Raw genomic sequence first — 24181 nt, 5'->3', positions numbered from 1 at the left:
GAAGGAGTACGCCCCGATGACCTTCCCCCAGCTCTCCACCGCGTTCGAGCAGCGGGGACCCCGTGGTCGCAAGGCCGCCGCGGTCGCCGCCCTCGGCTTCGCGCCGCTCGCCCTGACCGGGCTCGCGGCCGGGCCCGCCGCCGCCCACGGCTCCATGACGGATCCGGTCAGCCGGGTCTCCGCCTGCTATGCGGAGGGCCCCGAGAGCCCGAAGTCCGCGGCGTGCAAGGCCGCCGTCGCGGCGAGCGGCCCGCAGGCGTTCTACGACTGGAACGCGGTGAACATGGCCAATGCCGCGGGCAGGTCGAAGGAGATCATCCCGGACGGGAAGCTGTGCAGCGCCGGCAACGACAAGTACAAGGGGCTCGACCTGGCGCGCGCCGACTGGCCGGCCACCAAGCTCTCGGCGGGCAGCCACACCTTCCACTACAAGGGAACGGCGCCGCACAAGGGCTCGTTCGAGCTGTACATCACCAAGGACGGCTACGACCCCTCGAAGCCGCTGAAGTGGTCGGACCTGGAGGCGACTCCGTTCCTCAAGGTCACCGACCCGCCGATGCGGAACGGCGACTACGTCTTCGACGGGAAGATCCCGGCCGGGTCGGGCCGCCGGCTGATCTATTCCATCTGGCAGCGCTCGGACAGCCCGGAGGCGTTCTACACCTGCTCCGACGTGGTGTTCGGCAAGGACAGCGGTGGTTCGGCCGCACCGGCGCCGGCGGCCTCCGCGCCCACCGACCAGGAGATCGCGGACGGCGCGGCCAAGTCGACGGTCCAGCACCACCACGACGGGGCCGCCCCGGGTACGCGGGCGAGCACCGCCCCGGCCGGGACCGGCGGCAACGGGCCGCAGGCGGACGGGGCCGCGGCCACTCCGCTCGGCACGACCGGCACGCAGAACCTCGCCGAGACCGGGGGCGACAGCAGCACCTCGTACCTCGCCATGGGGGGCGCGGGCGCGCTCGCCGTCGGTGCCGCGGCACTCTTCGCGACGCTGCGCCGCAAGACCGCCCCGGCCGGCCGTCACGGCCGCTGACCCGCACGGCACACCGCCCCTCCCGGATCCCGGGAGGGGCGGCTTCATGACGGCGGGTCAGCCGATGACGGAGGCGCAGGTGGTCGGGGTGGCGTGCGCCGGGTCGAGCGCGTTCACCACCTCGTGGTAGGTGATGCGGTCGGCGAGACCGATCGCCACGTGCTCGGAGAGGTCGAGCACGCACTTGTCCTGGATGAGGACGTTGTTGACGTCCGGGCCGTCCAGGAACGCCGACCGGTAGGGGGTGACCACCTCGTCGTACTTGGTCGCGATGACGGTGTAGTGGATCCCGGGGACGGTGTCGCCGCCCTGGTTGAGCTTGGTGACGAAGGCCGATCCGGCCATCTGGTCGGCGAGTCCGGGGGTGGCGAGCGTCAGCAGGCTCTCGGCGCCGGGGAAGTACGGCAGCAGTTGGGTCAGGCCGTCGAGGGTGGTGCCGTGGTTGTCGGGGGCGATCCCGACGAGGGCGTTGACCTTGGCGGCGCCGCCCAGGAACTTCAGGTACCAGCGCGGCATCATGCCGCCCTGCGAGTGGCCGACCAGATCTGTCTTGGGCGCTCCGGTCGCGGCGAGCACCTTGTCCACGAAGGTGGCGAGCTGGGCCGCCGACCTGTCGATGGGGCCGAGGCCGTAGAAGAGGGGGACGCCGGGAAGCTGGCCGTAGTCGAGGGAGAAGACGCAGTACCCGCGGTCGACCAGGTAGGGGGCGAGGGCCAGCCAGTTGTCGGTCCCGTTCCCGAAGGTTCCGTGCACCAGGACGACGGGCCGGGGGTGGGTGGCGGACGGCTTGCAGGAGTAGTCGTTCCAGCCGCTGCTCGGCGCGGACCGGGCGTGCGCGGCGGTGGCGGGGGCGAGCGAGGCCGCGGCGGCGAGCAGCACCGCCGAGAGCGGTCCGAGCACACGTTTCCAGGGCAGCATCGGGGGATCTCCTTGCGGCTCAAGGGAGTTGCGATGGGGGGTTCGCCCTGCGGCCCGGACCACAAGTGAGTGCCGTACTGGGTATGTACGGGTCGTACTCACGCCAAATTACGTACCAGTAGCCTGGAAATGAAGTTACGCGTCGGTAAAACTGTTGCCCCGTCAGCCATGCGGAGTACACCGCGAGTTCGACGCTCCCTCAGCGCCGGGGCGCGGCCCCCTCGCCCGCGAGCAGCGCTCCCAGCGCGGCGGTGATCTCGCCGGCGAGCCGCTCATCGACCGGCGCGTGCCCGCTGAGCAGCCGGTACCACATCACCCCGAAGGCGAAGTCGACCGCGAGGTCCAGGGACACCGGGCCGTTCTGCCGCAACTGGCCGCGCGCCACGCCCCGTTCGAGGACCTCGCGCAGCGCCGCGCGGCGCGGACCGATCACCTCCTCCTGCAGCCTGCGGGCGAGGGAGGCATCCGCCTGCGCGTCGGCCATCAGCCCGACGACGGCCCGGCCGACACTCCCGCGGGTCAGCCGGAAGGTGTGGCCGAGCAGCTCCTCGACGTCGCGGTGCACGTCCCCGGTGTCGGGGAAGAGCTCGGCCGGGCTGCGGTGCGGGAGCTCGGTCAGCACGTCGAGCAGGACGTCCTGCTTGGTGGGCCACCAGCGGTAGACGGTCTGCCGGCCGACCTGGGCCTCGTCCGCGATGCCCTTGATCGTCAACTCCTGGTAGCCGTCACGCCGGCAGAGCTCCATCGCGGCATCGAGCACCGCGCGTCTGGCCGCCTCGCTGCGGGGGCGCCCACGGGGCGGTGAGCCGTCCGCGGACTCACCCCCGGATCCCTTCTCGATTTTCTTCATGCGGACAGTTTACAAGACACGATGCCTCGGAATACTCTTTACGAGACAGCGAGCCTCGAAAAGCACGGAGGCCCGCACAGAGGGCCTGGAAGGACTGCACAATGAACGAGCGAGTTGTGATCATCGGCGGCACGTCCGGCATCGGCCTGGCCACGGCGCGGCGCCAGCTCGGCGAGGGCAGGGACGTCGTGGTCACCGGCCGGAGCCCGGAGCGGCTGCGGGATGCGCTGGATCAACTGGCCGCGACGGACGGCGTGTTGGGCACGGCGAGCGGATCGGTCGTGGACGCCCGGGACGAGGCGGCCACCCGGGAATTCTTCGCGGGCCTCGGCCGGGTCGACCACGTGGTCGTCGCCGCGACCGGCTCCACGGCCGCCGGGCCGTTCCGCTCGGTGACGACGGACGCGCTGCGCGAGGCCGCCGAGGGCAAGCTGATCGCCCACAGCCTGACCGCGCGGGCCGCCCTCGACGTCCTCTCCCCCGGCGGATCGATCACCTTCGTGACCGCCGCTTCGGCGGGCGCCGCGATGCCCGGCACGGCCGGTCTGGCCGCGGTCAACGCATCGGTGGCGGCCATGGTCCCGGTCCTGGCGGTGGAGTTGGCCCCGGTCCGCTTCAACGCGGTGTCGCCGGGGGTGGTGGACACCCCGTGGTGGGACTGGATGGACGCGGACGCGAAGGCGGAGACCTTCGCGGCGTACGCCAAGTCCACCCCGGCCGGCCGCTGCGGACGCCCCGAGGACATAGCGGACGCGATCGCGTTCCTGGTGGGCAACAGCTTCACGACCGGCGTCGTCCTGACGGTGGACGGAGGTGCCCGCCTGGGCTCGGGCGCCTGAAGCCCGCCGGGCGGGCGGGGAGCGGGCCCTGGGTGCGCCGCCCCCACCCGCACATTGGCCCGGGGACGTACGCCCGGGGGCTGCCCCCGCCGCGCCTCGGGGGCACGGGTTCTCTCAGGCCGCGTCCGACAGTGTTCCCGGGACGATCGCCCGGGGGCCGAAGCGGGCGCGGGCCCGGTCGGCCACCGCCTCGATGCGGCGCGCCCGGTCGTCCGCCGGGTCGAACGTCAGCTGGTGCGCGGCGAGTTCGGCCGCCCCCAGCCCCTCGGCCCGCAGCGAGATGCCCCGCACCCTGGCCCGTTGCAGGCCGAGGGCCGTATAGAGGGCGTACGCCAGGTCGGTGAGCGCGGGCGAGTGGGCCGAGGGTTCGCGCAGGGTGCGGGTGCGGGTGGTGGTGGAGCAGTCGGCGTAGCGCACGGTGAGGCTGAGGGAGCGGCACACCTGGTGCGCGCCGCGCAGCCGGACGCCCAGCTCCTCGGTGAGGGAGAGCAGCGCCCTGCGATGGCGTACCGGGTCCAACTCGTCGCGGGGGAAGGACCGTTCGGCGGCCAGCGACGGGGCGGCCGCGTTCGGTACGACGGGGGTGCGGTCGATGCCGCGGGCCCGCTCCTGGAGTTCGCGGCCGGCCCTGGCGCCGAGGATCCGCTGGACGGTGCCCGGCGGGGCACCGGCGAGGCGCCCCGCCGTGTCGAGTCCGTACCCGCAGAGGGTGCGGGCCGTCGAGCGCCCCACGCCGTCCAGTGCGCGGACCGGCTTCCCGGCGAGGAACCGGTCCACCTCCTCCTGGCGCACCGTCCGGGTCGTCCCGGGTCCGGCGTCCCGCGCCGCCATCCTGGCCAGCATCGGGTTGGGCGCGAGGCCGATGGCGCAGCCCAGGCCGAAGAGGGCGAGCGCCCGCACCCGCAGGACCGCGGCGAGCTGCCCCGCGTCCCGCCCGAAGTACTTCTCGGCGCCGCCCAGGTCGGCGAGCAGCCCGTCGGGCGGGAGCGCCTGGACGACCGGGGTGAGGTCCTCGGCCAGCGCGATCAGCGCGGGAAGCGCCGCTTCGGTGTCCGCCAGGGCGAACCGTGCACAGAGGATCATCCCGCGCTCCCCGGGCTCGCGTGCCACAACTTCCGCCCGGTGGCGGCCTGTTCACCTGCCGGTCGCAGGTCGGCCCAGGGGTTCAGTTCGTAGCCGGTGGACAGGTGGATGCGGCGGCCGTTGTCGGCGGACGGCTCTGCGGACGGCTCGGCTGCCGTTTCGGAGGACGGTTCGGGCGGGGTCGCGAGGCGGGCCGAGACCGCGTCCAGGCCGCCCGTGCGGCGCAGTTCGGCCAGTTCGGCGAGGTTCCAGGCGCGGGCGCCCACCACGCTGAGGCTGCGCGGACCGCGCCGCTGCACCACGCCTCGCACGAGGAGCAGCCAGGAGTGGAAGACGGTGTAGGCGCAGGCGTCGTGGCTGTCGTCGAAGAACGCCAGGTCGACCAGGCCCGTGCCGTCGTCCAGGGTGCTGAAGACGACCCGTTTTCCGGAGCGGATCGGCGGGGTCTGGGTGGCCGCCTTGGCGCCCGCGACCAGGACCGTCTGCCCGTGCTCGGCATCCCGGAGCCGCTTGGCGCAGACCACGCCGAGTTCGTTCAGGAACTCCGCGTGGTCCTCCATCAGATGGCGGGACGCGTCCATGCCGAGGACGCCGAGTTCGGCGCTGAGCCGTTCCGCGTCGTCCAGGTCGGGAAGTCCGGCGGAAGCCGTCAACCGCCCGCCGTCCAGGGGGAGTTGGCCGCCCGCCGCGCGGCGGGCGCCGTGCAGTTCGGACAGGTGGAGCAGCAGGTCGCGCCGGTTGGCGCCGAACGCGTCGAGCGCGCCGATCCGGGCGAGCCGTTCGGCGACCGGCCGGCTGGGCCTGGCCCGCTGCCAGAAGTCACGCAGGGAGGCATAGGGGCGGCCGGCCTCGATCCGCCCGCTCTCGGCCTCGCTGATCCCGTGGACGTCCGCGAGCGCGAGCCGCACCCCCCACACACCGGACACCAGTTCGATTTTGTGTGCGACCGAGGACCGGTTCACATCCACCGGCAGGATCGGCACCCCGCGCCGCCGCGCGTCCGCGAGCAGCAGCCGCTTCGGGTACATCCCGGGGTCATGGGTGAGCAGCCCGGCGTAGAAGGCCGCCGGGTGGTGCGCCTTGAGCCAGGCCGACTGGTAGGTCGGCACGGCGAAGGCTACGGCGTGCGCCTTGCAGAATCCGTAGCTGCCGAAGGCTTCCACGATCTCCCAGGTACGGGCGATCACGTCGGGCAAGTAGCCGCGCTCCCGGGCGCGTTGGGCGAACCAGACCTTGATGCGGCCCTGCGACTCGGCATCGCTCAGGCCGCGCCGCACCCGGTCGGCCTCGCCCCGGCCGCAGCCGGTCATGATGTCCACCATCTCGATGATCTGCTCGTGGAAGACGACCACGCCGTAGGTGCCGCGCAGCGCGTCCGCCAGGTCGGGGTGCGGGAAGCGGACCGGCGCCCGCCCATGCCGGGCCTCGATGAACGGCCGCACCATGTCGGCCGCGACCGGTCCCGGCCTGAACAGCGAGATGTCGACCACGAGGTCGTGGAAGGTCGACGGCTGGAGCCGCCCGACCAGATCGCGCTGGCCCGGCGACTCGATCTGGAAGCAGCCCAACGTCTCGGTGGACTGGATGAGTCGATAGGTCTTCGCATCGCCCGGCGGCACCTGCGCCGGGTCGTCGATGTCGAGCTCCTCGCCCGTCGCGCGGCCGATCTCGGCCACCGCGTGGGCCATCGCCGACTGCATCCGTACGCCGAGGACGTCGAGCTTGAGCAGCCCGAGGTCCTCCACGTCCTCCTTGTCGAACTGGGACATCGGGAAGGCCTCGCCGCTGGTGGGCATCACCGGGGTGCGGCGCAGCAGGGACGCGTCCGAGAGCAGCACTCCGCACGGGTGCATGGCGATTCCGCGCGGCAGTGCGTCGAGGGCCTCGACCAGCTCCCAGAACCTGCCGTACTTCTCCATCTCCCCCGCCAGCAAGCGCAGTTCGGGGAGTTCCTTCAGCGCCGTGCGGGCGTCGCGGGCCCGGATGTGCGGGAAGGACTTGGCGATCCGGTCGATCTCGGCCGGGTCCATGGACAGCGCGGCGCCCACGTCCCGGATGGCGTGCCGCACCCGGTAGGTCTCGGGCATGGCGACGGTGGCGACCCGCTCGGTGCCGAAGCGGTCGATGATCGCGCGGTAGACGTCGAGGCGGCGGGCGGACTCCACGTCGATGTCGATGTCGGGCAGCACCGGCCGCCGTGTGGAGAGGAAGCGCTCCATCAGGAGCCCGTTCTCCACCGGGTCGGCGTGCGCGATGCCGAGGAGGTGGTTGACGAGCGAGCCCGCCCCGGAGCCGCGCGCGGCCACCCGGATCCCCATCTCCCGTACGTCGTCCACGACTTGGGCGACGGTGAGGAAGTACGAGGCGTACCCCCAGTGTCCGATGATGTCCAGCTCGTGGTGCATCCGCTCCCAGTACGCGCGCCGGCCCGCGTAGCCGCGCAGCACCATGCCCGCGGCGGCCCGGGAGGCGAGGACCCGCTGCGGGGTGCGGTGGGCCGCGCCGACCAGGTACGGCTCCGGGAAGTAGGCGAAGGTCTTGATGCCGAGGTCGTCCTGGGGGTCCACGAGGCATTCGGCGGCGGTCTGCTCGGTCATGGCGAGCAGCCGGTGGGCGACGTCGCGCCGCCAGCCAGCCGCCTCGGCGACCCGTTCGGCGATCTTGAACATGGCGTCCGGGTCCTTGAGCCAGCGCTCGCCGCTGTCGAACGGCGCCCGCACCGGCACCAGGCGCCGGGCCGCGTCGAGTACGTCGGCGACCGGGCCCTGGCCGGGGTCGGCGTACCGCACGGCGTTGGTCAGCACGGCGCGCACGCCCTGTTCGGCGGCGAAGCCGACGGTGCGCGCGGCGAGCCGCAGCGAGCCGGGGCCGGTGCCCCTGAGCCCGTGGTGGACGGCTTCGAGGCGGAGCGAGTCGCCGTAGATCTCCCGCCAGGGCACGAGCAGTCTCGCGGCCCGGTCGGGGCGGCCGGCGGCGAGCGCGCGGCCGATCTCGGAGGCCGGTCCGAGCAGCACGGTGAGCCCTTCGGCGGGCAGTTCGGAGCGGGCGAGCAGCGGGCGCCCGCCGGCGGTGTGCGCGGCGCTGACCAGTCGGCAGAGCTCGGCCCAGCCGGCCGCGCCGTCCCGGGCGAGGAAGGTGACCCGGGGGGCCGACTCGTCGACGAACGCACCGCCCCGTACGGGAGTGCGCCGGGCCTGCCCCCGGGCGGATCCCGCTTGCCCGAGCTGCTCCGGCACGGCGAGATCGGCCCCGAACAGCGGCCGGATCCCCGCCTTGGCGCATGCCTTGGCGAAGCGGACCGCGCCCGCGAGGGTGTCCCGGTCGGTCAGTGCGAGGGCGTCCATGCCGCGGTCGACGGCGCGCTCGGCCAGCCGCTCCGGGTGGGAAGCCCCGTACCGCAGGGAGAATCCCGAAACGGTGCGCAGATGCGTGAAACCGGGCATCCGCACCTCCTACCGATCCGTTCTCGCCTCCCCCTCCCGTCCACCATAGACCAGTTTCGAACGTACGTGCGACCAATTCGAACGACCACCTGCCGGGATGATCCGACAGACGGTCGCCGGGCTCAGACGGTGGCGCTCGCGATCACCGCGAACGGGGCCCCGAACGGGTCGAGCAGCATCGCGAGCCGCCCCACGCCCTCGGTGTCGACGGCCGGGATGATGACGGTCGCGCCCAGCTCCTGTGCCCTGGCCGCCGTGGCGTCGCAGTCCTCGACCTCGATGTACGGGTGCCATTCGGAGGCCGATCCGCGCCGCAGGTTCTCGTCCGGGAGCTGCATGATGCCGCCGTGCATGGTGCTCTCGCCGCCGCCCGCGGGACCGGCGATGGTGTAGACGATGCCCTCGCCCATGGGCATGTCCCGGGTCTCCCACGACAGGACCGCGCGGTAGAAGTCCTTCGCCGCCCCGCCGTCGGTGGTGTACAGCTCGATCCAGCTGACGCTGCCGGGCTCGTTGACGAGCTCCAGGCCGTCCATGTCCCGGGGTTCCCACACGGCGAACTCGGCGCCCGCCGGGTCGGTGAAGCCGGCCATCCGCCCGGCCGTGAAGACCTCCATCGGCGGGAAGCGCACCGTGCCGCCCGCCTGCTCGACGGCCTTGGCGGTGGCGTCGGCGTCCAGGGTGCGGAAGTACACCGTCCACGCCGAGCTCGCGCCCTCCTCCGTCAGCGGGCCGACGGCGGCCACCGTCCGGCCGTCCTTCTTCAGGAAGCCGTAGCCCCCGGCCTCCGGCCCCGCGGAGACGAACTCCCAGCCGAACACGCCCTCGTAGAAGGCGACGGCCGCGTCGGTGTCGGGGGTCCCCAGGTCGAGCCAGTTCAGCCCGCCCGGTACCTGCGTGGAGGTCAGCATGAGGTGCTCCTGTCGCGCGCGTCGTCCTCCCGGGGACGACGCCCCCGGGAGCCTGCCTCCAGCGTGGCAGCAGGCGCCCGTCCGCGCGGGCGGACGGGACGGTTCGGGTCAGCCATTCGGCCCCGCCCCAACTGCGTGAACACACGGCGCCGCCGAGCGTGGGGGCATGACTTTCGTCGACGAGGTGAAGACCGCCGTCACCGTGCGGGCCGCCCTGCTGGTCATCGGCGTACTGGGACTGATGGTCGCCTTCATCGCGTCCTACGCCGGTGCCTTCCACAGCCCGAAGCCGAAGGACATCCCCTTCGCGGTGGTCGCTCCCCCGCAGATCGCCGGGCAGCTCGCGCAGAAGCTCAACGCGCTGCCGGGCAGTCCGCTGGACGTACGGACGGCCAAGGACGAGGCCGCTGCCACCCGGCAGCTGCGCGACCGCAGCGTCGACGGGGTGCTGGTGGTCGACCCGCGGGGCACCACCGACACCCTGCTCGTCGCGAGCGGCGGCGGGGCCTCGCTCTCACAGGCCGTGGAGCTGGTCGCGACGGCCGCCGAGAAGGCGCAGCAGCGCACCGTGAAAGTGGTGGACGTCGCCCCCGCAGACCGGGACGACGCCCGCGGTCTGTCCTCGTTCTACCTCGTCGTCGGCTGGTGCGTGGGCGGCTATCTGTGCGCCGCGATCCTGGCGATCAGCGCGGGCGCCCGGCCCGCCAACCCCCATCGCGCGCTGATCCGGCTCGGGGCGCTCGCGGCGTACTCGATCGCGGCGGGCCTGCTCGGCTCGCTCATCATCGGGCCGGTGCTCGGCGCGCTGCCGGGCAGCTACCTCGGACTCGCCGGGCTCGGCGCGCTGGTGGTGTTCGCGGTGGGGGCCACGACGCTCGCCTTCCAGGGGCTGGCCGGGGTCGTCGGCATCGGCCTGGCGATCCTGGTCATCGTCGTCCTCGGCAATCCGAGCGCGGGCGGAGCCTATCCGTATCCGCTGCTGCCGCCGTTCTGGCGGACGATCGGACCCGGGCTTCCGCCGGGCGCCGGTACCTGGGCGGCCCGCTCCATCGCGTACTTCAAGGGGAACTCGATCGGCGGCCCCCTCCAAGTGCTCTCCGTCTGGGCGCTGTTCGGCGCCGTCATCACCGTGATCCTGGCCGGGCTGCGCCGGGACCGGAGCGAGACGCCGGCTGACGCATGAGCCCGGTCCCCAACCGCTCCGGGCCCGCCGAACAGGCGGTCTCCGTCAAGCGGATGGAGCCGAGCGCGCAGGCTCAGCCGGGTTCGCCCGGCCTCGACCCGTCGCTGCGCGGCGACGCGATGGGCCTGTTCACGCTGCCCTGGGTGGTCGTGGTGTTCGTCCTGTGGCCGGGCAGCTTCCGCATCCATCTGGCGCTGTTGTCCACCTTCACCTGTGTGCTGGTCGTGTTCGTGGGACTGGTCTGCAACGGCTTCACGGGCGAGGTGATCTGGAACCGGATCGCCGGATGGGCCGGTCTGTGCGCGGCGCTCGGCGCGACCTGCCTCCTCGCGGGCCAGATCCTCGCCTCGGCCTGGGGCCGCCCGGTCCTGCCGATGGGCCGCTTCCTGTCTCCGCAGGAACACCCGGAGACGTGACGCGCCCGGACGGACCGGAGGCCGCCCCGCGCTTCCCCGCGCGGGGCGGCCCGCGTCCGCGGGGGCCTAACTGCCGTAGTACGCCCGGGTCATGAGCTGCTTCATGTCGTCGATCATCGGCATCCGCGGGTTGGCGGGCGCGCACTGGTCGGCGTAGGCGTTCATCGCCTGCTGCGGCAGGGCCTCGATGAAGGCCGCCTCGTCGACGCCCTCCTCCTGGAAGGAGGCCGGGATGCCGCACTTGGCGCGCAGCTCCTCGACGGCGCGGGCGTAGGACTCGACGCCTTCCTCCGGAGTGGAGGCCTTCAGGCCCAGCATCTTGGCGATCTCCTGGAAGCGCTCCGGGGCCCGGTAGACCTCGGCCTTCGGCCACGGGGTGGCCTTGCCCGAGACATGGCCGTTGTACCGGATGACGTGCGGCAGGAGCAGCGCGTTGGTACGGCCGTGGGCGACGTGGAAGGTGTTGCCGAGGGTGTGCGCCATGGCGTGCACCAGGCCGAGGAAGGCGTTGGCGAAGGCCATGCCCGCGACGGTCGAGGCGTTGTGCATCTTCTCGCGGGCCTCGGGGTCGCCCGCCCCGTTGACGACGCAGCGCTCCAGGTTCTCGAAGATCAGCTTGATGGCCTGGAGGCAGAGGCCGTCGGTGTAGTCGTTGGAGTAGACCGAGACGTACGCCTCGGTGGCGTGGGTCAGGGCGTCGAAGCCGGAGTCGGCGGTGACGGTGGCGGGCAGGCCCATCGGGAGCACCGGGTCGACGATGGCGACGTCCGGGGTCAGCGCGTAGTCGGCGAGCGGGTACTTCTGGGCGGCCTTCGGATCGGAGATGACCGCGAAGGGGGTGACCTCGGAGCCGGTGCCCGAAGTGGTGGGAATGGCAACCAACTTGGCCTTGGCGCCCAGCGCCGGGAACTTGTAGGCGCGCTTGCGGATGTCGAAGAACTTCTCCTTCGTGTCCGCGAACTCGATCTCCGGGTGCTCGTACATCAGCCACATGATCTTGGCCGCGTCCATGGCGGAGCCGCCGCCGAGCGCGACGATCGTGTCGGGCTCGAAGTCGCGCATCATCGCGGCACCGGTCCGGACGGTCGCCAGCTCCGGGTTGGGTTCCACGTTGTCGATGACCTGGAGGACGACCGAGCCGGAGCGGGCCCGGAGGATGTCGGTGACCTTCTGGACGAAGCCCAGCCTGCCCATCGTCTTGTCGGTGACGACCGTGACCCGCTTCAGGCCGTCCATCTCACCGAGGTAGCGGATGGAGTTGCGCTCGAAGTAGATCTTCGGCGGGACCTTGAACCACTGCATGTCGGTGTTGCGCCGTCCGATCCGCTTGACGTTGACCAGGTTCACCGCCGAGACGTTGTTGGACACCGAGTTGTGCCCGTACGAGCCGCAGCCGAGGGTGAGGGAGGGCAGGAAGGCGTTGTAGACGTCGCCGATGCCGCCGAAGGTGGAGGGCGCGTTGACGATGACGCGGATCGCCTTGACGCGCTTGCCGAAGGCCTCGGCGAGCTCGTCGTCCTCGGTGTGGATGGCGGCGCTGTGGCCGAGACCGTGGAACTCGACCATCTGCGCGGAGAGTTGGAGACCGTGCTCGGTGGTGTCGGCCTTCAGGGCGGCCAGGATCGGGGACAGCTTCTCGCGGGTGAGCGGCTCGCCCTCGCCGACCTCCGCGCACTCGGCGATCAGGATCGAGGTGTCCTCGGGGACCTCGAAGCCGGCCTGTTCGGCGATCCACCGCGGCGACCTGCCGACGACCGCGGCATTCAGCCTGGCGCCCGAGCAGTTGTCGGCGAAGGCCGTGGTGCCGAAGACGAACTCCTCCAGCTTGGTCTTCTCGGCCGCGGTCACGATGTACGCGCCGAGCCGCTCGAACTCGGCGAGGCCCTGCTCGTACACCTCCTTGTCGAGGACGACGGCCTGCTCGGAGGCGCAGATCATGCCGTGGTCGAAGGACTTGGACAGCACGATGTCGTGCACGGCACGGCCCAGCCTGCCGCTCCTGGTGACGTACGCGGGGACGTTGCCCGCGCCGACGCCGAGGGCGGGCTTGCCGCAGGAGTAGGCGGCCTTGACCATCGCGTTGCCGCCGGTGGCGAGGATGGTGGAGACGCCCTCGTGGTGCATCAGCAGACCGGTGGCCTCCATCGACGGGGTGTCGATCCACTGCACACAGCCCTCGGGAGCACCGGCCTCGATCGCGGCGTCGCGCACGATCCGGGCGGCCTCGGCCGAGCAGTTCTGCGCGGAGGGGTGGAAGGCGAAGACGATCGGGTTACGGGTCTTCAGCGCGATCAGCGCCTTGAAGACGGTGGTCGAGGTGGGGTTGGTGACCGGGGTCATCGCGCAGATGACGCCGACCGGCTCGGCGATCTCGGTGATGCCGGTCAGCTCGTCGCGGCTGATGACGCCCGCGGTCTTCAGGCCGCGCATCGAGTTGACGACGTGCTCGCAGGCGAAGAGGTTCTTGACCGCCTTGTCCTCGAAGAGGCCGCGACCGGTCTCCTCGGCGGCCAGGCGGGCCAGTTCGCCGTGCTCGCTCAGCGCGGCCAGGGAGGCCTTCTTGACGATGTGGTCGACCTGCTCCTGGGTGAACGTCTCGAACCGGTCGAGAGCCGCCAAGGCCCCCTGCACCAGTCCGTCGACCGTGTTCTTGACGTTCTTGGCGTCCGTGGCCTCCGTGGCGTCCTTGGCCTCCATGGCAGGAACTCCTTCGTGTCGAGCACTGCGAGCGTTTGCGCCGCCTTTTCCGATGCCTCCATTCGACACCTGTGCGCTCCGCCCGCGAGGCCGACAAGGTCCCCTTCCGTCAGGCCCTAGGACCTTCCCGATGACCCGGCGTCACCGGAAAAGCCGCGTTGACCTGCTGGTACGGCTCGGTACGAAAGTCCCCTGCGCGCTTGTGAATGCATTCACAAGAATCGGGGTCACGCCGTCGGAGGCTCGGCGGCGGGCGCGGAGGGGGCCGAGGAGTCCGAGGCATCCGCGGTGTCCGCGGTGTCCGAGGGGACGGGCTCGACCGCGGGCGCCACGGGAGCCGCGGGAGTCCGCTCGACCACCGCGGGCTCCGCCGCCGCCGGCGCCGGCTGCTGGGCGCGCTCCAGGAAGCGGAGCAGCTCCACCGGGAACGGCAGGACCAGCGTCGAGTTCTTCTCGGCGGCCACCGCCACCACGGTCTGCAGCAAACGGAGTTGGAGCGCGGCCGGCTGCTCCGACATCACCCCGGCCGCCTCGGCGAGCTTCCGCGAGGCCTGGAGTTCGGCGTCCGCGTTGATGACCCGCGCCCGGCGCTCGCGGTCGGCCTCCGCCTGGCGGGCCATCGACCGCTTCATCGTCTCCGGCAGCGACACGTCCTTGATCTCGACGCGGTCGATCTGCACGCCCCACCCCATCGCCGGGCTGTCGATCATCAGCTCAAGCCCTTGGTTGAGCTTCTCCCTGTTCGACAGGAGGTCGTCCAGATCGCTCTTGCCGATGATCGAGCGCAGCGAGGTCTGGGCCATCTGCGAGACCGCGAACTGGTAGTCCTCGACCTGGATGACCGCGTCCGCCGCGTCGACCACCTTGAAGTAGATCACCGCGTCCACCCGGACCGTCACGTTGTCCCGGGTGATGCCGTCCTGCGCGGGCACCGGCATCGTGACGATCTGCATGTTCACTTTCCGCAGCCGGTCGGCGAACGGAAGGATCATCGTGAAGCCGGGGCCGCGCACCGAATCCCGCAGCCTGCCGAGCCGGAAGACCACTCCGCGTTCGTACTGCTTGACGACCCGAGCCGCCGCCAGCACATAGACGACGCCGGCGGATCCGACGGCGATCCCCGCCGTCACCAGTGCCTCGACCATCACGGCCCCCAAGGGTCCGAATCGGACGTGTACATCGACGGTAACTCCGCTTCTCCCCCAGGGGGAGCCCCGGTCACCGCGCGAGGGATGCGGGTCATCGCGTACGACCGGCCCGGCTGCGGCGGCTCCGGCCGGCTCAAGGGCGGCCGGGTCGCCGACGCCGCACGGGACGTCGAGGCGATCGCGGACCGTTACGACCCTGAACGCTTCGCGGTCGTCGGCCGCTTCGGCTGCGCCCCGCACGCGCCGGCCCGCGCGGCCCTGCTGCCCCGGCCACCGTTCACCGCCGCCTCTCTGCCATCCAGGCGGCCGCGTGCTCGACCGCCTCCCGGACCGGGAAGAGCCGCGCCTCGCCCTGCCCCAGCGCGCCCCGGCGTACGTGCTCGGCGGGGAAGTCGGCGCCGATGCGCGCGAAGTCGCTGTCGTCGAGCGCGGCGTCGGTGTACTCGAACCAGGCGCGGCCGCCCCGCTCGTCCCTGATCACCGCCCGGTAGGTGCGCACCGGGTGCGGCGGCACCAGGTATTCGGCGAAGTGGAAGGCGGTGCACACCGCGAAGCCCACGTTGACCAGGAGCACCTGCGCCTCGGCGGCGATCAGGTGGGCGAGCGGGGACCGCGCGCCGAAGTGGCAGTCGAGCGCGTGGCCCTTCATCAGCTCCGCGGCTCGGGCGCCGAGCGCCGCGAAGGAGGTCTGCGGATGGTCGCTGCGGGCCGCGCCCTCGGTGGTCCTGACCCGTTCGGCCAGCCGCCCCATCCCGGGGCACGGAGTGCGGTCCGGGTCGAAGGGCGCCATCGCTGCCCGGAACGCGGCCGGGTCGGGGGCGTCGCGCACGAGCGCGAGATGGGCCGGCGAGGTGTCGGAGTTCTCCGGTGTGAACGCCGGGACCACCAGCGTCCCCTCCGGGCCGAGCGCCGTGCGCAGCGCGTGGAGCAGCACGTCGTCCCGCAGTCCGGTGCCACGCAGCGAGGCGTGCGCGAGGAGGATGCCGCCCTCGCGCACCCCGAGGGCGCTCAACTGGGCGGCCGTCTCGGCCACTTCGGACTCCCGGGGGTGCTCAGCGGTGTGCTCGGCCACGCGATGCCTCTTCCCATTCCTGGCGCACGGCGGCGACCAGGCGCTTTCCGGTCACGGTGAGTTCGGCCGCCCGCTCCAGGGCCTCCAGCGCGGGCCCGAGCTCCGCCAGGGCCCGCGCTCCGCCGTCGTACGCGGCGACCGCGACCCCCTCGTACGTCTCGGCGAGCAGCCGGGAGACCGGGAGCGGCCCCCAGGGCGACGGGTGCCGCCACGCGCCGTCCATGTCGTACAGGTCCTCGACGTCGAGCAGGGCCCGCAGGGTGGCCCGGCGCAGGCCGCGCAGCAGGGCCACGGCGAGCGGTTCGCCCGCCAGGGCGACGGGCAGCCCGAGCGCGCCGAAGCCGTGCCGCCCCACCACCGGCCCCTCGCCCTGGGCGAGCGGGGTCAGCGTGGTCGGCGCTTCGGTCGCCGCGTACCGCGGGACGGTCGCCGCGAGCCGCTCGCGGGCCCGCGCCACCCGGCTCCCCCACACCTGTGCCTCGCGCGCCCCGAGCCGGGGCAGTACGGGGCTGCCGAAGCAGTCGCGGTACGGGTCGAGGTCCTCCAGGACCGGTGCGCCGCGACCGCCGGGCCTGCGCACCGGATGCCAGTCGGGGGCGGGTTCGGCGGGGCGGGCGACGTACCGCTCGGCGGTGGCGTGCCGGACCCGGAATCCGGGCCCGGCGACGACGACCTCCGCCCGACCCGCCGTGCCGGGCTCGCCGAGGCGCAGTTCGCCGAGGGTCGGCAGGTGCAGCCGGCCGTCGGACCAGCGGACGGGGACGGTCAGTTCGGCGCCGTCGCGCACCGCGGCGGCGGCCGTGTAAGCGGCCAGCCGGTGCGCCGTCGCCACCGCTTCGGGGCGCCCCTCGCGCAGTGCGCCCAGGGTGGCGAGCAGCCAGCTGCGGGCGTAGGGGTGGGCCAGCACGGTGTCGAGCCCCGCACCGTCGACAGCGGTGGTGAGTTCCCAGAGCTCGGCCCACTCGGCCCCGCCCCGCCCGTCGAGCTCGGTGTGCAGCCGGGCCAGCAGGGTGCGGTTCAACTCCAGTGCGGACAAGGCCAGTTGAGACGCGTCGGGGAGCTCGGGCACCGGTGTGCGGGACTCGATGCCGCGCACCAGCGCCATCAGGTCGGCGCAGTACACCGACGGGTTGTCGAAGCCCCGGCCGGCGCGGTAGCGGTGGGTGTAGTGCCCGCCCCCGCAGGACCGCACCACCGGGCAGCGGCGGCACTCGTCGCCGACGCCGGCCAGGCCGCGCTGGCGGGCCCGGACCCCGGGGTGGGCGGCGACCGCGTCGAAGTCGTCCCGGAACACGGAGAATCCGGTGGCGGCGGCCCCTTCGTAGGCGGACTTCAGCGAGTCGACCTGCTCCAGGGAGCCGTCGGTCTCCACGACGACGATGTCGGTCGGGGCGAGGCCGAGGGACTCGGTGAGGCTGGGGCCGCCGTGCAGGGTGGAGAGCACCGACTCGAAGAGCCGTACCGGGACCGGCCTGCCCTGTTCCTCCCAGCGGTCATGGACGGCGAGCAGCCAGTCGGCGTAGGGGGTCGCCGCCCCCTCGGGCCGCACCAGCGGGGCCTCCCAGGTCGCGTGCGGCAGGAGGTAGTCGATGCGCGGCGGATCGAGGGCGACCAGCGCGTCGTGCACGGCGACCGGGTCGTTGGCCACGTCGACGGTGCACAGCAGACCGAGGAACAGCGGCCGGTAGCGGTCCTGTTGGAGCAGTTCGACCGCGGCCAGGACCTGCGCGTGACTGCTGCGGCCGTCCGCGTAGCGCCGGTGGCGGTCGTTGGCGGCCCGGTCGCCGTCGAGGGAGATGCCCACCCTGACACCGAACTCCTCGAACAGATCGAGGTACCGCGGGCCGAGCAGCACGCCGTTGGTGTGGATCCGCAGATCGAGCCCGGCGACCGGGGTGATGGCTGCGGTCAGTTCCGCGCAGACGCGGCGCAGCCGGTCCGGTCCGGCGAGCAGCGGTTCCCCGCCGTGCAGGATCACCGAAACGGACGGCAGCGCGTGGGTGCGGGCGTGCTCGGCAAGGCGTCGCGCGGTGCGGGAAATGACGTCGTCGGAGACCGCCATCGGCTGATTGCGCCAGCTCTGGTCTGCGGCTTCGTACACATAGCAGTGATCACAGGCCAGATCGCACCGGCTGTGCACCTTCAGTACGATCTCACGAAAGGGGACCAGGGGTCCTGTCATTCCGCCAGTTTAGCGAGACGGGAATTCGGTCGCGTACAACGGGAGTTCGCCCCGGAAATGCCCCGGGGCCACGGCACTGCCCGTCCGCCGCGGGGTCCCCGCCGGGCGCACCCGGCGGGGACGGAGGCTCAACGCCCGTGTCAGAGCGACGAGTTGAAGGTGGACAGGTCCGTCGGACGGCCGTCGGGCGGGGTGGGCAGAACCCTGCTGAGCGACTTGTCGGCGTCCCTGCCCACGCCCTTCGAGACCAGCTCGGCCAGCGATACCCGGTCGTTCTTCGCAACGGCGAATGAGGCTGAATTTACGGAGGTTTTCACGTTCGCCCCTCGGTGAGTGATAACCGCACGTGGACAGTGGCCACCGGCACATGCACCGTTGCAGTGTCGGCGGGACGACTTTACTCTCATCCCCACCGGGGGATGGAGCACGCAATCGAGCGCACGACTGCCATCCCTTCGTATGAATGAAGGCAAAACCGCAGACGGGGGTGCATGTGACGGCGATTCCCGGCCCACTGCAGAGCATGGTCTTCCGGAGCGCGGATCTGCCGGGCCTCTTCCATCACGCGGACACGCTGGCGATCGGCCGGCAGCAGTCCGCCGTCAAGATCACCCGCGCCCAGCTCTCGCTCCTCGTCACTGGCGCACTCGCGGCGGCGCTGCCGCAGGTGCGGGTCGGCCAGGACTTCCAGCTGCTCAGCGCGCTGAGCGCGATCGCGTACGCGGGGGTGCTGCTCGCCGGCTTCGGGGCGGCCCGGCGTCATGCCGCCTCGCACTGGCAACTCAACCGTTCCGCCGCCGAGTTCATCAAGTCGATGTGCTGGCGCTACGCCGTCCACGGGGCTCCTTTCGATCTGGCCGCCCCCGACCCGGAGGGGCTGTTCGTCACCCGCGTCGAGGAGGGTCTGCGGGAGCTGAAGAAGGTCGGCTGGCGCGACCCCCGCGACCACGGCGAGCCGTCCTTGGGGGAACTCGTCACGCCGAGCATGCGGGCGTTACGGGGCAAGTCGTTCAGCGTGCGCAAGGAGACGTACGTACGCGACCGGCTGATCGAGCAGCGCAACTGGTACCGCCGCCGCCAGGAGACCTCGCGGCGGGCGACCAGGCTGTGGTCGACGGCGATCACGCTGCTCACCCTCCTCGCCCTGGTTTTCACCACCCTCCAAACCTTCTCGGTCGCCGAGAAGGTAAACCTGGCGGGTCTTCTGTCGGCCGCGGCCGCCGCCTGTCTCGCGTGGAGCGAGATCCGCCGCCACCAGCCGCTGATCTCGGCCCACTCGCTCGTGGAGCAGGACCTGATGGAGATGCATGTGGCGATGGAGAACATGGTGACGGAACGGCAGTGGCCGCAGGCGGTGTACGAGACCGAGCGGATCGTCTCGCCGCAGCACACGGACTGGCTCGCGCGGCTGCGGAGTTGACCGGATCCGCGTCATGCCCGGCGGGTGCCGTCGCGCCAGATGACCGTCACCGGCCGGCCCAGGCTGCGGGCGTACTGCACGATGTCGCCGGTGCCGCCGAGCCCGCGGGCCGGCAGTCCGTCCCAGACGGCGACGAGCCGGTCGCAGTTGTCCGCGATGTAGGCCCCGGCCGCGTAATAGGCCTCGTCCGTGGAGTGCGGGTAGCCGAGGGCGACCTCCTGGCTGGCGCGCCGCTTCAGGCCCCGGTAGCGGGCGAGTTCGGCCGCGTCCGCGAAGCCCGTCTCGTAGTCGCCGCTCGGGATCACCACGGTGAGGGCGGCGCCGCAGTCCAGGGCGATGGCGGCGAAGAGCTGGTCGGCGCCGGTGGCAAGGCTGGAGAGCGCCTCCAGGGAACCGTCGTGGCCGCAGAGCACCGACCGCAGCCGGTCGCGGATCTCCACGAAGGCCTCGGCCGGGATGTCCCGGTGCCCGGTCACTCCGATGCGCTTCAATGCGTCTCACCCCGTGTGTCCGGCGCCGGCCACCTTCGGACCTTTTCCGCGTCCGCCCTTGCACATCCTCTCAAATCAGCGCATCGCGTCCAGCCGGAAGCCCCCGTCCGGTTCTTCCCGGACGGGGGCTTCGGCGAGGCGGGCCGCACTTCAGTGACGTAGCGTCAGAAAAGGCTCACACCATAGGCGTTCATGGCCGCGACCACCGGCTGGAAGAAGGTCGTGCCGCCGGAGGTGCAGTCGCCGCTGCCGCCCGAGGTGAGGCCGAGGGCGGTGGATCCGGAGTAGAGCGGGCCGCCGGAGTCGCCGGGCTCGGCGCACACGGTGGTCCTGATGAGCCCGGAGACTATGTCGCCGTTGCCGTAGTTGACCGTCTGGTTGAGCGCGGTGACCTTGCCGCTGTGGACGCCGGTGGTCGAGCCGCGCCGGGTGACGCTCTGGCCGACCCTCGGGTTGGCGGCGCTGGTGATGCGCTGGCTGCCGACGGCGCTCGGGTGCGCGAGCGAGGTGTTGGTGTACTGCACGAGACCGTAGTCGTTGCCCGGGAAGCTGGTGGCGACGGTCGGGCCGATGCTCGTCGAGTGCGAGGTGCTCGTGTAGTAGTCCGGGTAGCCCTGGGTGCAGTGACCGGCCGTCAGGAAGTAGTAGGTGGAGCCCCTCTTGACGTTGAAGCCGAGGGAGCAGCGCCAGCTGTCGGTGTAGATGGCGTCGCCGCCGGAGAGCAGCTTGCTGAACGTGCCGGCGACCCGCTCGACGCGTATGGCGCCCGCGTTGGCCCCGGCCGCGCGCTTGATCTTCGCGATGCCGGCGGCCGAGACGGTCGAGTCGGTGGTGACGACGACCTTTCCGGTGGCTCTGTCCACGCTCCATGCGGTTCCGGCCACATCCGCCCCGCGCACGGCGTCGCTCGCGGCGGTCAGGGCGGCGACGCCGAAGGTCTGGTTCTGAGTGGCACTGGCGTTGGGTACGGCGATGGCCGCGGCCGCGAGCAGGCCGGTCGCGACGGCGGCGATTTTGGTGCGTCTCGCGAGCCCGGAGCGGTGTGTGGGGGTGGTGCGCTTGATCCTCACTTCTTTTCCTCCCGAGGGGAATCGAGGGGCCCAGGGTGGGGGGACCCCGTGAGGCGCAGCCAGGGACGACGGCAGCACAACATGGCGCCAGCCGTGCTCCTGACAAGCGCTGCGGAGGAAGTATTCGGTGGCCCGGCCGTCAAGCGCAAGGGTGCCTTTCGGGCCGGGCCCCCTCAAGGAGGCGTGCGCGGGGCTCAGTTGGTGCGGATGTTCCGCTCCCCCGCCGGGATGTCGACGGGGAGGGTGTTGCCCGGGGGCGGGAAGGGGCAGATGAAGTGGTCGGCGAAGGCGCAGGGCGGCAGCAGCGCGCGGTTGAAGTCGACGGTCACCGCACCTCCCCCAGACTCCGTCCGGGGGGACCCCCAGTCGGGCGCTCCGGGCCGCAGGAAGCGGAACCTGAAGGTGGACTTCCCGCTGGTCCGGTCGGCGAAGACGGCCCACAGCGAGCCGTCGCCCTCGACCGCGACCTGGAGGGTGTGCTCCTGGCCGCCGAGCGTGAAGGCGATCTCCCCGGCGAGCCCGAGCCCGCGCTCCACGCCGTCCGCGTTCGCCACCTTCACCTGCCGTGGCTCGTACGGGCGGAAGGTGCCGGGCAGCCGGAACCGCTCCTCGTACGGAGTGGCGTCGATGCCCGCGAAGGCCTGCCGGGTCCCGGCCGCCGGGTCCCAGACGCGGACCGCCCACAGCCCTTCGCGGCGCAGCACCACGAGCCGCCGCTCGCCCTGGGCGATGCGGGACTCACCGACCGGCCCGGAGTCGGCGACCAGCCGTACCTCGCCGGTCAACGGTTCGCCGTCCAGGGTCAGTTGGTGCTCGGCGTCGGCGGTCAGCACCACCTCGGCACCGTTCTCGCGCCACCGGCCGAACTCCTCGGGCACGCCGTCCGCGAGCCAGTGGGTGCCGGTCAGCGCGAGCGGTCCGTAGGGAGCGGAGACCGCCGCGACGCGCTGCTCGTGCCACTTCTTCCAGTCGAGCCGGTGGTCGGACCGGGGATCGTGCTGTGCGTCCGTGCTCATGTGATCAACCTTTCCATACCGGGGTACGCAGCCCGAGGTGCGAGCGCAGCGTGGAGCCCGTGTAGTGCGTGCGGAACGCGCCGCGTTCCTGGAGCAGCGGCACCACCCGGTCGACGAAGTCGTCCAGGCCGCCGGGGGTGAGGTGGGGTATGAGGATGAAGCCGTCGGCCGCGTCGCTCTGCACGAACGCGTCGAGCTGGGCGGCGACATCGTCCGGGGTGCCGATGAAGGACTGGCGTCCGGTGTTCTCGATGACGGTCTGCCGGATGGAGAGCCCCTTGGCCTCGGACAGGGCCCGCCACTTGGCGGCGATCTCGAAGGGGTTGGTGATTTTCACCCGGCCCTGCACGAGGACCGAGTCCGGATCCGGGTCGATGTCGGGGAGCGGACCGTCGGGGTCGTAGGCGGACAGGTCGCGGCCCCAGATCTGTTCGAGGGCGAGGATCGCGTTCTGCGGCGAGACCTGCTGGTGGCGGATCCCGGCGGCCTTCTCCTGGGCCTCGGCCGCGGTGTCGCCGAGGGCGAAGGTGACCCCGGGCATGATCTTGAGGTCGTCGGGCTCCCTGCCGTGACGGGCGAGGCGCCCCTTCACATCGGCGTAGAAGGCACGGCCGGCCTCCAGGGTGCCGTGCCGGGTGAAGATGACATCGGCGGCCGAGGCGGCGAACTCGCGTCCCTCGCCGGAGTCGCCGGCCTGGATGACCACGGGGTGACCCTGCGGGGAGCGCGGCACCCCGAACGTGCCCTCGATGGAGAAGTGCTGCCCGTGGTGGGCGAAGGACCCGGGCGCCCCGCCCGGACCCCGGGAGTCCCACAACTCCCGTGCGGTGGCGACGAATTCGGCGGCCCTGCCGTACCGGTCGGCGCGGTCGAGATAGCCGCCGCGGCGGAAGTTCTCGCCGGTGAAGGCATCGGGCGAAGTGACCACGTTCCAGGCGGCCCGGCCACCGCTGAGGTGGTCGAGCGAGGCGAACCTGCGGGCGATTTCGTACGGCTCGTTGAAGGTCGCGTTGACCGTGGCGGCCAGGCCCAGCCGGTCGGTGACCGCCGCCAGCGCGTTGAGCAGGGTGATCGACTCGGGCCGTCCCACCACGTCCAGATCGTGGATGCGGCCCTTGTGCTCGCGCAGCCGCAGCCCTTCGGCGAGGAAGAAGAAGTCGAACATGCCGCGCTCGGCCGCCGTGGCGAGGTGCTCGAAGGACGAGAAGTCGATCTGCGAAGCGGAGCGGGGGTCGGCCCAGACGGTGGTGTTGTTGACGCCGGGGAAGTGGGCGGCCAGGTGGATCTGCCTCTTACGGGCGGTCATGGCGGTCTCCCCCGGCGGTGGCGTACTGGTTGACGGGCCGTGCCAGGCCCAGGTGTTCGCGCAGGGTGGCGCCCGGATAGAAGCGCCGGAGCAGACCGCGGTGCTGGAGGACGGGCACGGTCGCGGCGACGACGAGCGGGAGGTCGCGCTCGGGGTCGGCCGGGCGCAGGTGGAAGCCGTCGACGGCACCCTGCGCGTGCCACTCGCCGAGGAGACCGGCCAGTTCCACCGCGTCGGCGGTCGTGCGCAGCGCCACCGGGACCGAGCCGAGCACCCGCAGCCGCTCGGGATCCCGGCCGTGCGCTCGGGCCCGGTCGCGCAGCTCCTCGCGGGCGGCGCGCGCGGCCAGCGGGTCCTGCGTGCGGACGAGTGCGACATCGGCGTGCCGTACGGCGGCGGCCCTCGGCCTGGCGGCGGTCGCGTCGATCACGGTGACCGGGTGGCCCTGCGGCGGCCGGGGCACGATGGCGGGGCCGCGCACCGAGAACGTACGCCCCTGGAAGTCGACGTAGTGCAGCTTGTCGCGGTCGATGAAGCGCCCTGTCGACTCGTCGCGTATCTCGGCGTCGTCCTCCCAGGAGTCCCACAACTTGGCCGCCACGTCGGCGACTTCACCCGCCTCGTGCCACGCCCCGGCCGCGTCGGCGGCCGGCCGCCGACCGAAGAGCCGCGCCTCGGCCTCGGTGGTGGACACCTCGGGGCTCCAGCCGGCCCGGCCCCGGCTCACCCAGTCCAGCGTGGCGACGGCCGAGGACACGTGGAACGGCTCGGTGTGGGTGGTGTTCACGGCCGGGACGAGCCCGAGGCGTTCGGTGGCGGGGGCGAGGCGGGCCAGCACGGCGAGCGCGTCGAGGCCGGGCCGCGCGAAGGAGTCCCCGAGCGTCACGAAGTCGAGCGTCCCCCGCTCGGCGAGCCGGGCGAGCGCGGTGAAGTGGGCGGCGTCGTAGTGCCCGCGCCCGTCGAGGGCGACGGCGAGGTGCACGGGGCTGCGGACGAGTGGTGCGGACATGGACAGACCTCTCTGAAGTGGGTGCCCGAGCTCACATGCGCCGCTGCGGGCGGGACATCCCGGCCCCTCACGGCTCTCGGCGGAAGAATCC

20 protein-coding genes and 1 pseudogene are annotated in these 24181 nt (G+C 72.2%); 6 read left to right on the top strand and 15 right to left on the bottom strand.

Features of this window, described 5'->3' with window-relative positions; translation table 11 throughout:
- Window positions 1–16 precede the first annotated feature (16 nt).
- Complete coding sequence (locus tag ACIQ8J_RS09440; protein ID WP_403265659.1) at window positions 17–1036, top strand: lytic polysaccharide monooxygenase; 1020 nt, start codon at window positions 17–19, stop codon at window positions 1034–1036.
- A gap of 57 nt (window positions 1037–1093) precedes the next feature.
- Here ACIQ8J_RS09440 and ACIQ8J_RS09435 read toward each other — a convergent pair whose 3' ends face one another.
- The gene (locus ACIQ8J_RS09435; RefSeq protein WP_403265657.1) at window positions 1094–1954 is read right to left on the bottom strand and encodes an esterase/lipase family protein; all 861 of its coding nucleotides are present in this window, start codon (window positions 1952–1954) and stop codon (window positions 1094–1096) included.
- Between the two features lie 199 nt (window positions 1955–2153).
- The gene (locus tag ACIQ8J_RS09430) at window positions 2154–2804 is read right to left on the bottom strand and encodes a TetR/AcrR family transcriptional regulator (RefSeq protein WP_403265655.1); all 651 of its coding nucleotides are present in this window, start codon (window positions 2802–2804) and stop codon (window positions 2154–2156) included.
- 101 nt (window positions 2805–2905) lie between these two features.
- On the opposite strand from ACIQ8J_RS09430, the gene ACIQ8J_RS09425 reads away from it, so the two are divergent.
- Window positions 2906–3643 (top strand): SDR family oxidoreductase, encoded by a 738-nt coding sequence (locus tag ACIQ8J_RS09425; RefSeq protein ID WP_403265653.1) that lies wholly within the window; start codon window positions 2906–2908, stop codon window positions 3641–3643.
- Between the two features lie 114 nt (window positions 3644–3757).
- On the opposite strand, the gene ACIQ8J_RS09420 is transcribed toward ACIQ8J_RS09425, so the two are convergent.
- From ACIQ8J_RS09420 to ACIQ8J_RS09410, 3 genes are all read right to left on the bottom strand, one after another.
- Complete coding sequence (locus ACIQ8J_RS09420) at window positions 3758–4726, bottom strand: hypothetical protein (protein ID WP_403265650.1); 969 nt, start codon at window positions 4724–4726, stop codon at window positions 3758–3760.
- Complete coding sequence (locus ACIQ8J_RS09415) at window positions 4723–8169, bottom strand: DNA polymerase III subunit alpha (RefSeq protein WP_403265647.1); 3447 nt, start codon at window positions 8167–8169, stop codon at window positions 4723–4725. Before ACIQ8J_RS09415 ends, ACIQ8J_RS09420 begins: the two co-directional genes overlap by 4 nt.
- Before the next feature lie 122 nt (window positions 8170–8291).
- Window positions 8292–9080: a VOC family protein gene (locus tag ACIQ8J_RS09410; RefSeq protein ID WP_403265644.1), complete on the bottom strand. Its 789-nt coding sequence runs from the start codon at window positions 9078–9080 to the stop codon at window positions 8292–8294.
- Window positions 9081–9246: 166 nt separating this feature from the next.
- Here ACIQ8J_RS09410 and ACIQ8J_RS09405 point away from each other — a divergent pair, with 166 nt between their 5' ends.
- Window positions 9247–10263 (top strand): DUF3533 domain-containing protein, encoded by a 1017-nt coding sequence (locus ACIQ8J_RS09405; protein WP_403265642.1) that lies wholly within the window; start codon window positions 9247–9249, stop codon window positions 10261–10263.
- Window positions 10260–10679, top strand: a complete 420-nt coding sequence (locus ACIQ8J_RS09400; RefSeq protein ID WP_403265639.1) for a GPR1/FUN34/YaaH family transporter — start codon at window positions 10260–10262, stop codon at window positions 10677–10679. The genes ACIQ8J_RS09405 and ACIQ8J_RS09400 overlap by 4 nt, the downstream gene beginning before the upstream one ends.
- Window positions 10680–10745: 66 nt before the next feature.
- Here the strand turns inward: ACIQ8J_RS09400 and adhE are convergent, their stop codons facing one another.
- On the bottom strand, window positions 10746–13376 hold the full coding sequence (adhE, locus tag ACIQ8J_RS09395; RefSeq protein ID WP_403265636.1) for a bifunctional acetaldehyde-CoA/alcohol dehydrogenase: 2631 nt from the start codon (window positions 13374–13376) through the stop codon (window positions 10746–10748).
- 227 nt (window positions 13377–13603) lie between these two features.
- Window positions 13604–14521 (bottom strand): slipin family protein, encoded by a 918-nt coding sequence (locus tag ACIQ8J_RS09390; protein ID WP_403266585.1) that lies wholly within the window; start codon window positions 14519–14521, stop codon window positions 13604–13606.
- 27 nt (window positions 14522–14548) lie between these two features.
- Between ACIQ8J_RS09390 and ACIQ8J_RS09385 the strand changes: the two are divergent.
- Window positions 14549–14731, top strand: a pseudogene (locus ACIQ8J_RS09385) (alpha/beta fold hydrolase); the annotation flags it as partial.
- Window positions 14732–14801: 70 nt separating this feature from the next.
- Here ACIQ8J_RS09385 and ACIQ8J_RS09380 read toward each other — a convergent pair.
- From ACIQ8J_RS09380 to ACIQ8J_RS09370, 3 genes are all read right to left on the bottom strand, one after another.
- A complete protein-coding gene (locus ACIQ8J_RS09380; protein ID WP_403265633.1) occupies window positions 14802–15596 on the bottom strand; it encodes an aminoglycoside N(3)-acetyltransferase in 795 nt (264 codons plus the stop codon).
- On the bottom strand, window positions 15577–17778 hold the full coding sequence (gene fxsBH, locus ACIQ8J_RS09375; RefSeq protein ID WP_403265631.1) for a radical SAM/SPASM protein FxsBH, inactivated beta-hydroxylase extension form: 2202 nt from the start codon (window positions 17776–17778) through the stop codon (window positions 15577–15579). Before fxsBH ends, ACIQ8J_RS09380 begins: the two co-directional genes overlap by 20 nt.
- 140 nt (window positions 17779–17918) lie before the next feature.
- On the bottom strand, window positions 17919–18095 hold the full coding sequence (locus ACIQ8J_RS09370; protein ID WP_403265628.1) for an FXSXX-COOH protein: 177 nt from the start codon (window positions 18093–18095) through the stop codon (window positions 17919–17921).
- 206 nt (window positions 18096–18301) lie between these two features.
- On the opposite strand from ACIQ8J_RS09370, the gene ACIQ8J_RS09365 reads away from it, so the two are divergent.
- A complete protein-coding gene (locus tag ACIQ8J_RS09365) occupies window positions 18302–19198 on the top strand; it encodes a DUF4231 domain-containing protein (protein ID WP_403265626.1) in 897 nt (298 codons plus the stop codon).
- A gap of 11 nt (window positions 19199–19209) precedes the next feature.
- On the opposite strand, the gene ACIQ8J_RS09360 is transcribed toward ACIQ8J_RS09365, so the two are convergent.
- The 5 genes from ACIQ8J_RS09360 to ACIQ8J_RS09340 form a co-directional block, all read right to left on the bottom strand.
- Window positions 19210–19689, bottom strand: coding sequence for a hypothetical protein (locus ACIQ8J_RS09360; protein ID WP_403265624.1), 480 nt, complete (start codon window positions 19687–19689; stop codon window positions 19210–19212).
- Window positions 19690–19853: 164 nt separating this feature from the next.
- Window positions 19854–20759 carry a S1 family peptidase gene (locus tag ACIQ8J_RS09355; RefSeq protein ID WP_403265621.1) on the bottom strand — a complete coding sequence of 302 codons (906 nt, stop codon included), beginning with the start codon at window positions 20757–20759 and terminating at the stop codon, window positions 19854–19856.
- 194 nt (window positions 20760–20953) lie between these two features.
- Window positions 20954–21775 (bottom strand): DUF1684 domain-containing protein, encoded by an 822-nt coding sequence (locus tag ACIQ8J_RS09350; protein ID WP_403265619.1) that lies wholly within the window; start codon window positions 21773–21775, stop codon window positions 20954–20956.
- Window positions 21776–21779: 4 nt separating this feature from the next.
- The gene (locus tag ACIQ8J_RS09345) at window positions 21780–23081 is read right to left on the bottom strand and encodes an LLM class flavin-dependent oxidoreductase (protein ID WP_403265616.1); all 1302 of its coding nucleotides are present in this window, start codon (window positions 23079–23081) and stop codon (window positions 21780–21782) included.
- Window positions 23068–24090, bottom strand: coding sequence for an LLM class flavin-dependent oxidoreductase (locus ACIQ8J_RS09340; RefSeq protein ID WP_403265613.1), 1023 nt, complete (start codon window positions 24088–24090; stop codon window positions 23068–23070). The genes ACIQ8J_RS09345 and ACIQ8J_RS09340 overlap by 14 nt, the downstream gene beginning before the upstream one ends.
- Between the last annotated feature and the right edge of the window lie 91 nt (window positions 24091–24181).

The organism is Streptomyces sp. NPDC094147 (assembly GCF_044764265.1).
Classification (GTDB): Bacteria; Actinomycetota; Actinomycetes; order Streptomycetales; family Streptomycetaceae; genus Streptomyces.
This window is presented reverse-complemented; position numbering and strand designations above follow the sequence as displayed.